The sequence below is a fragment of the Peptostreptococcus stomatis DSM 17678 genome, assembly GCF_000147675.1.
Taxonomy (GTDB): domain Bacteria; phylum Bacillota; class Clostridia; order Peptostreptococcales; family Peptostreptococcaceae; genus Peptostreptococcus; species Peptostreptococcus stomatis.
The window spans coordinates 1-7928 of sequence record NZ_ADGQ01000026.1 but is presented as its reverse complement, the minus strand read 5'-3'; the positions used below and the strand labels follow the sequence as shown (position 1 = coordinate 7928).

At 30.4% G+C, this 7928-nt stretch carries 9 protein-coding genes and 1 pseudogene; all 10 read right to left on the bottom strand.

All coding sequences use genetic code 11. The features are described 5' to 3' along the window. Positions 1-175 (bottom strand): SAP domain-containing protein (locus HMPREF0634_RS09945; RefSeq protein WP_243440499.1); only part of this gene is annotated, 175 nt, incomplete at its 3' end. A 36-nt stretch (positions 176-211) separates the two neighbouring features. Next, entirely contained in the window at positions 212-580 is a 369-nt protein-coding gene (locus HMPREF0634_RS02375; RefSeq protein ID WP_007788645.1) for a DUF4180 domain-containing protein, read from the bottom strand. Then, complete coding sequence (locus HMPREF0634_RS02370; protein WP_243440497.1) at positions 577-1167, bottom strand: formylglycine-generating enzyme family protein; 591 nt, start codon at positions 1165-1167, stop codon at positions 577-579. Before HMPREF0634_RS02370 ends, HMPREF0634_RS02375 begins: the two co-directional genes overlap by 4 nt. A gap of 2 nt (positions 1168-1169) precedes the next feature. Next, positions 1170-1325: a hypothetical protein gene (locus HMPREF0634_RS09940; RefSeq protein ID WP_243440496.1), complete on the bottom strand. Its 156-nt coding sequence runs from the start codon at positions 1323-1325 to the stop codon at positions 1170-1172. A 328-nt stretch (positions 1326-1653) separates the two neighbouring features. After that, positions 1654-3132: an Lsa family ABC-F type ribosomal protection protein gene (locus HMPREF0634_RS02365; protein WP_007788649.1), complete on the bottom strand. Its 1479-nt coding sequence runs from the start codon at positions 3130-3132 to the stop codon at positions 1654-1656. A 602-nt stretch (positions 3133-3734) separates the two neighbouring features. Beyond that, positions 3735-4538, bottom strand: a complete 804-nt coding sequence (locus tag HMPREF0634_RS02360) for a HEAT repeat domain-containing protein (protein ID WP_007788640.1) — start codon at positions 4536-4538, stop codon at positions 3735-3737. A 25-nt stretch (positions 4539-4563) separates the two neighbouring features. Continuing rightward, positions 4564-5064, bottom strand: a complete 501-nt coding sequence (locus HMPREF0634_RS02355; protein ID WP_040565656.1) for a hypothetical protein — start codon at positions 5062-5064, stop codon at positions 4564-4566. 148 nt (positions 5065-5212) lie between these two features. Beyond that, entirely contained in the window at positions 5213-5545 is a 333-nt protein-coding gene (locus tag HMPREF0634_RS02350) for a transposase (protein WP_007788647.1), read from the bottom strand. 163 nt (positions 5546-5708) lie between these two features. Then, positions 5709-6761 carry a DMT family transporter gene (locus tag HMPREF0634_RS02345; protein WP_007788642.1) on the bottom strand — a complete coding sequence of 351 codons (1053 nt, stop codon included), beginning with the start codon at positions 6759-6761 and terminating at the stop codon, positions 5709-5711. A 658-nt stretch (positions 6762-7419) separates the two neighbouring features. Continuing rightward, positions 7420-7928, bottom strand: a pseudogene (locus tag HMPREF0634_RS09290) (hypothetical protein); the annotation flags it as partial.

The window sequence follows — 7928 nt, the reverse complement described above, 5'->3', positions numbered from 1 at the left end:
ATATTAAATTACTCCTAAAGTACTGCTCAATAATATAATTGAGTTCTTGTTTTGTAACTCTGTATTCTAATCCTGATGACTTACATATCTGTGAAAGTTCTTCACGATACCAATAGTATTTATTATTTATTTTTAAAGTCCCAATCCTTGCTTCTTGACCTGTGTTAGATTTTATAAAATTCTTAGTAATATGAGTTAAAATTTTATTGTTCTAACCATTACTTAATCTATTTAAAGCTTCAACTTCACTTTCAACAAAAAATATATCATTCCATTGATTACATTCATAAATAAAGGCATTTAGAGCATTACTTTCATGATTAGAAAAATCGCCTATAATTGCTAATTTCATTTTATAGTTTATTAATTTTTGCAAAATATTTCCTGCGATTTTATTGCTAAGATGAAAGAAGTCTTCTGTAAGATTATCTTTGCTAATGATAAATTTATTTTCTCCCGTTTCATAAGCGATTGTCATAAATAAATCTAAAAATGACTGTTCATCTGATATTACAATAGACTTATCTTCAATTCGTACAACTTTGGTTTTGTCTTTTGATTCCAATATTTTATGTTTCACTCAATTCCCTCCAAATTATTTTTTGCTATTCTAAATCCCAAATCATCGATTCTAAAATCCGGAAAACTCTTTCTCCTTGAAGTAAGGCCACAGGCTCTCTTTTCACTTGCAAAGCTCCCACCTCTGAAAATGCGATAGTTTCCATATCGTTCTTCATCATACAAATCAAAACACCATTCCCAAACATTTCCAATCATATCAAAAAGCCCAAAATTATTTTCTTTTTTTGTTCTTACTTCATGTAATCTACCATCCGAATTTTCTTTGAACCAAGCAATATCTTCAATATTGTCATATCGATATCCTTCTGTATTTCCTCTACAAGCATATTGCCATTCTTCATCTTTTGGTAATCTAAAGCCATTTTTGGAATGATCAAATATAATTTTTTCTGAAGCAGAATTCAATGTATAGCACTTTTCTAATGAAAGTTTTTCAGAAAGCAGATTACAAAATTTAATTGCATCTATCCAACTTATATTTACCGCAGGAAAGTTTTTTGTTTGAATATCATAGTCAGTTTCCATTACATAATTATATAGTTCATTAGTTACAGGTGTTTTTAACAATAAAAATGATTGAATCATCACTAATTCCTGTTTAACAATTTTTTCTTTTTTATTCCGGGAATAGACATTTTGTAATCCGAACTTAACCACTTGACCGGATCTACAAAATCTCTGATTAGCTCCTGACCTTCCAGAATTAAGACCATATTTTCTTTTAAATATCTCGTCAAGTCCATTTTTCACTCCTGTAAATTAATTTCGTTTATCTATATTGATTAATATTATAGCATTTTCAATGGCTTTTTTCCACTGTCAGGTTTTCTGGATATATCTCTTACTAATTGTTCCAAAGTAAATAATTCAAATTTATATTACAGATTTTTGCAACCACTTCACCAATTTTTCTATGGATATATTAGAGCTTAACTTTACAAACTGGTATTGTTCTAATATCTCGCTCCATATTCATTTTTTTACTGACAGATTTCCAACTTTCATTGAAATAAATATGAAAATAACTGAAGTATATATCAGTCTTTTTCTAAATTGGATCGTTTATTTCGTTTATAATTGTATGATTTTGTTGGCTATATCTTCTACAAATCGTTTATCATGCTCTACAAATATTAGTGTGGGGTTTGCTTCTTTTATAATTTCCTCAATCTGTATTCTTGATATTACATCTATGTAATTCAGCGGTTCGTCCCAAACAAATAAATGAGCTGGTTTTGACAAACTTACAGCAATTAAAACTTTCTTTTTTTGTCCATAGCTATAATTCTTCATGTCCATTTCAAACAAGTCTCTTGCAAAATCTAATTTCCTAAGAATTGTTTTACACAATGTTTCATCAACACCTTGCTTATAAATATACTCATTTAGACTACCTATTAAAGCCGATGTATCTTGAGGGATATACGATATTTTTAAATTACTTGCTAATTTTATCTCACCTGTATATTCGTCATTTAAACCCAGTAAAATTTTAATCAAGGTTGATTTTCCACTACCATTACTACCGTATATAGCCACTTTATCACCTTGCTTTATCTCAAAGCTAACATTACTTAATATCTGCTTTTCTCCATAGTACGATGATAAATTGTAAACTGTTACAAAAGTATTTTTGTGATGAAGTAATGTACGCAATAAAAGACTTTCCTTCGTTTCAATATCTTTTAGTAAACTCTGCTTTTCTTCTATTGCCTTATTTTGTCTATTCTCTAAATTCTTTGACTTCTTCATCATCTTGGCTGACTGGTGGCCTATATGCCCCTTATCTGGTTTTACACCTGATACTTTTACACCATTTTTAGTATTTTCAATTTTATCTGACCAAATTTGACTTTGTCTTGCAGATTCTTTTAATCGTTTGATATCTTTTTTTAATTTCTCATTTTGACTGATTTCAAACTGGTCTTTCCTCATTTTATTTTCATACCAAGATGTAAAATTTCCTGATTGGACATCAATAGAGTTTTTATTAATAGAAATAACATGATTGATACAGCCATCTAAAAAATCTCTATCATGAGATATAAGCAAAAAACCTTTTTTTCTTTTCAGGTACTCACTTACAACTTTCCTTCCATCGATATCTAAATGGTTTGTTGGTTCATCAATAAGTAAAAATCCATCCTCCTTTGTAAATAAAATAGCTAAAAGGATTTTTGTTTGTTCTCCTTTAGAAAGTGTTTCAAACTCTCTGTAAATAAGGTTCTCATCTACATTTAGCAAATTAAGTTCTCTAAATAATTTCCATTCTTCCTCATCTGACATTAGTTCTTTATATAAGTCAATCCCTAATTTTGATGTATCAATTATATTAGGTGGAAATTGAATAAAGTAAGCATCTTTGCTGATTTTCCCTTGATAAACTTCTTGATTTAGAAGTAGCTTAAATAGAGTTGATTTACCAACTCCGTTTCTTCCTATTAATCCTGTTTTCCAGTTTGTATCAAAGGAAAATGATACATTTTCAAATATGGGTTTTACATATCCATAATATGAAAAAGTGAGGTTTTCAATTCTAATTGCCGACATAAAAAATACCTCCTAACAAACCTATTTTATTTAAAATTATACCATTTTAAATCATTTTTTTCTATATCAGCCTTCTGCAGTACTTTACAGTTTCCTATAAAGTAAAAAACACATAAATTTCTTATTTTTCTTTCCTGATTCTTCCAGCTTTAATTACTTGTTTAGAGATATATCCATGTTGTTTTCCTCGAAAAACTTCTCTGTAATAATGGTATTTCCATTTATCTTTTTCGAAATGTGATCAAGAAGAAATATAAAATATATACCATTTACTGTTTCTTATATTCAGTTATACAAACAAGGTTTTATACAGATAAACTATTTTATAAAATTTAAACTCATTATATTAATGTTTTCTGCTAATACTTTTGCTGTCATTGAACTAAAAGATTACTATTTTGTTAGGAAAATCTATTAAATTGATATGTGGTATCCCTCATATGATTGCCTTTAAATTTTTATTAAGATAGGGTATATATGAATATCCTACATTACCGTATGTCAAGGAATATCCTATACAAAGAATTTTCATTTTTATAACCTCTTTAAAATTTAATTAATTCCACTTAATACATTTAATATTATAATGTTGAGAATATTTTTTATAAATCCTTAATTAACTTTTCTAAAAAACGTAAGGCAGATTTTTTCCCCTTTTCAATTTTTACAGAATCTTTATTTTCTACTGCAGACGAAGTTATCCATTTTTTTCCGAATATTATTTGCCCTGCCTCTACTATAAGTCCACAGGCATATAAGTCTTTTTCCTCTGCAAGACTTTTGGCAAATATCAATTTAGTTTTTTCTTGTAAGTCTTTAGCTGACACTCCATTAAATAGCATTTGCATAAGACTCGTAGCAGACCATGCCCTACATAGAGCATCCTTATCACTAATCATATAAGTAGCCAGTAGGTCAATTTCTTTATACGAGCCTACCCAGCCTAGGGCTATTATAAGCTTTTGACGTAAAATATCCTTATCTGTATCCAAAAGTGAAACAATAATACTTGAAAGCTGACTTCTAAATGTCAAATAAAAATCCCTATGCTTTAATTTTGAAAGGGTCTGTCCTATAAGATAGGCCGTGTATATTTTTATTTTTTTATCCTCTGCTTTATCTAACTTTTTGAATAAGAATTCTATTCCTTGTCTATCGTGTTTCTCAAAACCCATCTCAAAATGTTGATTTAATTCTTTATCCCAATCTTTGCAAATAAGCTCATAGTGGTATCCCATCTCATTACTTCCAGATAAATCTCCTATAAATCTAAGCCTTTTATCTGGAGGAAAATTATCTTTTTCTAAATCAATATATATCTTTTCTAAATCTTCCCTGCTAAGGCTACTGCGGAGAGATTTTTCAGCTTCAATCTCTTCTTTTATTTTTTTAGTTGAATCAGGCATTACTTGTTCCTCCTATAAAAGTTGATTAATCAATCTTTAAGCAAGCCTCTATATCAGCTGATACAAGGCCCTTCTTTAAATTTACAAGCCTATTAAGTTTCTTGACATGTAAACCATAAAAAATAGGATCCTTAATTTTCATGGTCAGCTTTAAACAATCAAAGGGACGTTTTTTAATTTTAATTTGACCTATATCTTCAAGCCTAAAGCTAATGTGTAATATACTATTACCCCTACTGCCATAAGTATAGTACTTAACTATACCCTCATTGTAAAGTTCTAATTTAACCCCATTTAAAAATAGAGGATATACCATTAAATATAGAAGTATCGGTATGTAAATCAGCACGATTAGAATAATACTCATATATGAAAAATCAGTCCTAAGACTTTTAAGGTATTTCAATATTAGCATACTGATGACAAATGAAATAACCATAAACAAATAGCAAAAGATACTAAATTTTGACTTATAGGGATAAATCAAAATTAGTTTTGGTTCGTCTTTCAAATAATCTACTTCCATAATTTACCCCGTCTCACTTATATTTTTATTCACTGTTTTGCTTCTTCTCTTTAACTTGATAATATAACTAGTTTTAGGAAACTTGACTATTACGAGAATATCTTTTAGTTTGAATTCAATGACTTCTTCCGACCTTTCTTTTTAGGTCTCAACGCATCTGGCCACCTTTTCTAAAATCATTCACCCATCTAGGAATCAGTGAAAAATTGTTAATTCCCTGAGATAAGGCCAGCTCTTTGTATGAGACTTCATTTGTTATGTATAATTTTACTACATTTAGCTTGAATTCAAAAGAATAATTTTTATTTTTTCTTGAACGCATTAAACCATCATAGCCAAGTCTTTTATAAATAGCTACCCAGTTTAATATCTCGTTTTTGTTAGTAATACCATATTTTCTTGCTAAATATCTTGAACTTTTATTCCTTGATAAGTATTCAGAAACTATTTTTTTCTTAATTTCAAAAGAATATTTTGCCATGAAAAAACCTACCTCCCAATCGTTAGATTTTTAGGTCTAACTTTTGGGGGTCGGTACATTTGTAATATTATTCTATATGATTTTTTTAAACTAGCATCTACACTTGCTTTTTGTTTTATATATTCAGTTGTATTATTCCGTCCTTACTTAGATAAACTAGGGTTTATAAATTCAAATGATCCATACGATGCTCATCACAATTTATATATTTTTCAATCATCTTATGTTCGTGCTTTTCTGTATCTCCCACATGGCGATGTCTATGGTCATGTTCAATCGTATGTGTATGCGTATTCCCATCATGAGTATGTGTTATAACATGAGTATGAAAATGCGTATGACTTTGAATAAGTGTATCAGAAACAACAAATACTGTGCCAACAATCATAATTACAAGGGCAATTAAATACTTCCACGTAAGTTGATCGCCTAAAAGGAGAAAGGCCAGCATCGTGCCTATAAACGGTGCAATTGCATAATAAGCGCTGGTCTTTGCTGCCCCAAGATATTTCTGTGCTCTAATATATGTGAAAATGCTTAGTCCATATGATACAAATCCCAACAACATTACAAACAGGATATATTTTGTTTCCGGAAACTTTTCTCCTACAATAAGAGCAACAATAAATGCTCCCGTTCCAGATCCAATTCCTTTTAGCGTCACTATTTCATAGGTGCTTTTTTCAGAAATGCTACGTGTACAGTTATTTTCAAGACCCCAGCACAAGGTTGCCAATAAGACCAATAAAGATCCATAAGAAAAGCTAAATCCCTGCGCACTGTCCAGTGACAAAATAATACTGGATAATGTTATAAAGCCTATTGCAATCCAAAATTTCTTAGAAACTTTCTCATTGAAAATCCACAAGGCAATTAATGTTGTAGCAACAATCTCAAAATTTCCTAGTAGCGACGCATTTGATGCATTGCCAAGCTTAATACCGAGCATCAGAAAGATGGGAGCTACAATATCAAGAGTAATCATTCCAATTGTGTATAGAATATCGTTTTTCCCGAGTCTCTCCGACTTTCTTTCATTCTTCCAATGAAAAGTATACATCATCCCTACGCCGACACCAGCGCCCAAATATAAAAATGAAGCCATCAAAGTTGACGGCACATGTCCAAGCAACAACTTTGATAACGGCGTATTTATTGCGTAAAATGCTGCTGCAAGAATTGCATACAAAACAGCCAATAGTTTTTTATTTTTCATATATAAACTCCTTCACAAATTCACATTTGTTAATGCATTTTTTCTATAAAAATTCTTCATGATGTTCCTATTTGCCTAAGGCACAAAGCCCACATCTGTGATATATCACTGTATATTCGTTTTCGTCTCTTCCCGAAATAAGTTCCGTATTCCAATTAAACTCACTGTCAGAAGCTGCATTTGTAATCTTGTTTTTTCTATTTTCTTTTTTTGCTTTTTTATATCGAAAACCTTTTGTTTTTGGAAATTTTCTTTAACAAAGGAGCTTCTATTGTAGCACTGATCATCTCCTCAAACTGCTCTTGATTCATCTTTCCTTGCATTGCATCATATACAGATAACCACAAGATTCCACCTGTAAGAGGTATTCTAAGTGGATTTTTTCCAAAACTGCCTATGTCCGGTGTACGCTTAATTATAGCCTTATAGTTATCTTTAGAAAGACTTTTTATGCTCTTTATGTCAATATCTTTCCAATACTGTTTTATAAACTTGAATATGGTATGTGATAAGGCATACCATATTATCTTTTCGCATAGTTAATTTTTCACAATACCTCCTACTTTCTAACTCTTTCAATATATAATATAATATTATATCATATCATCTTTAGGTTAATGTTACACTTTACATATTCGCTACTTCTAATTTAAGACTCTTAGTTGTCAAGACATATGTTACACTTTGAGAAATACTCAGATACTATTTCATTAGGACTTTTAAAATTAAGACTGAGCTTAGCTGTGCTATTATATCTTTGCATATGCTTTTTTGCAGCCATTTTCAGCTCTTTTTCACTTATAAATATTTTTCTACCATAGAGTATTTTCCCATCTTCTCTATGACTTCGTTCTACTTTTCCATAACTTCTTGTGTATCCATTTCTCTTGCATCTCACATATACTTCTGCAAGACCATATATACCATTACGCTTGAGCATACGCCGAATTAAGCCAAGTTCTTCCACATTATGGGCATTTGGGTTCTTGTGCGGTTTTCTTGATTTTAAGGCAAGACTTCGTACATCTCCATCATATTTTTTTAATTGACGATATACAAACTGCCTATTGGTATGATACCGTCTTGATGCACGAGTTACTCCATACTTAATGGCATATTCACTTAAATGCTGGCGAAAACGCATTTCTTCTGTTATGATGTGACTCC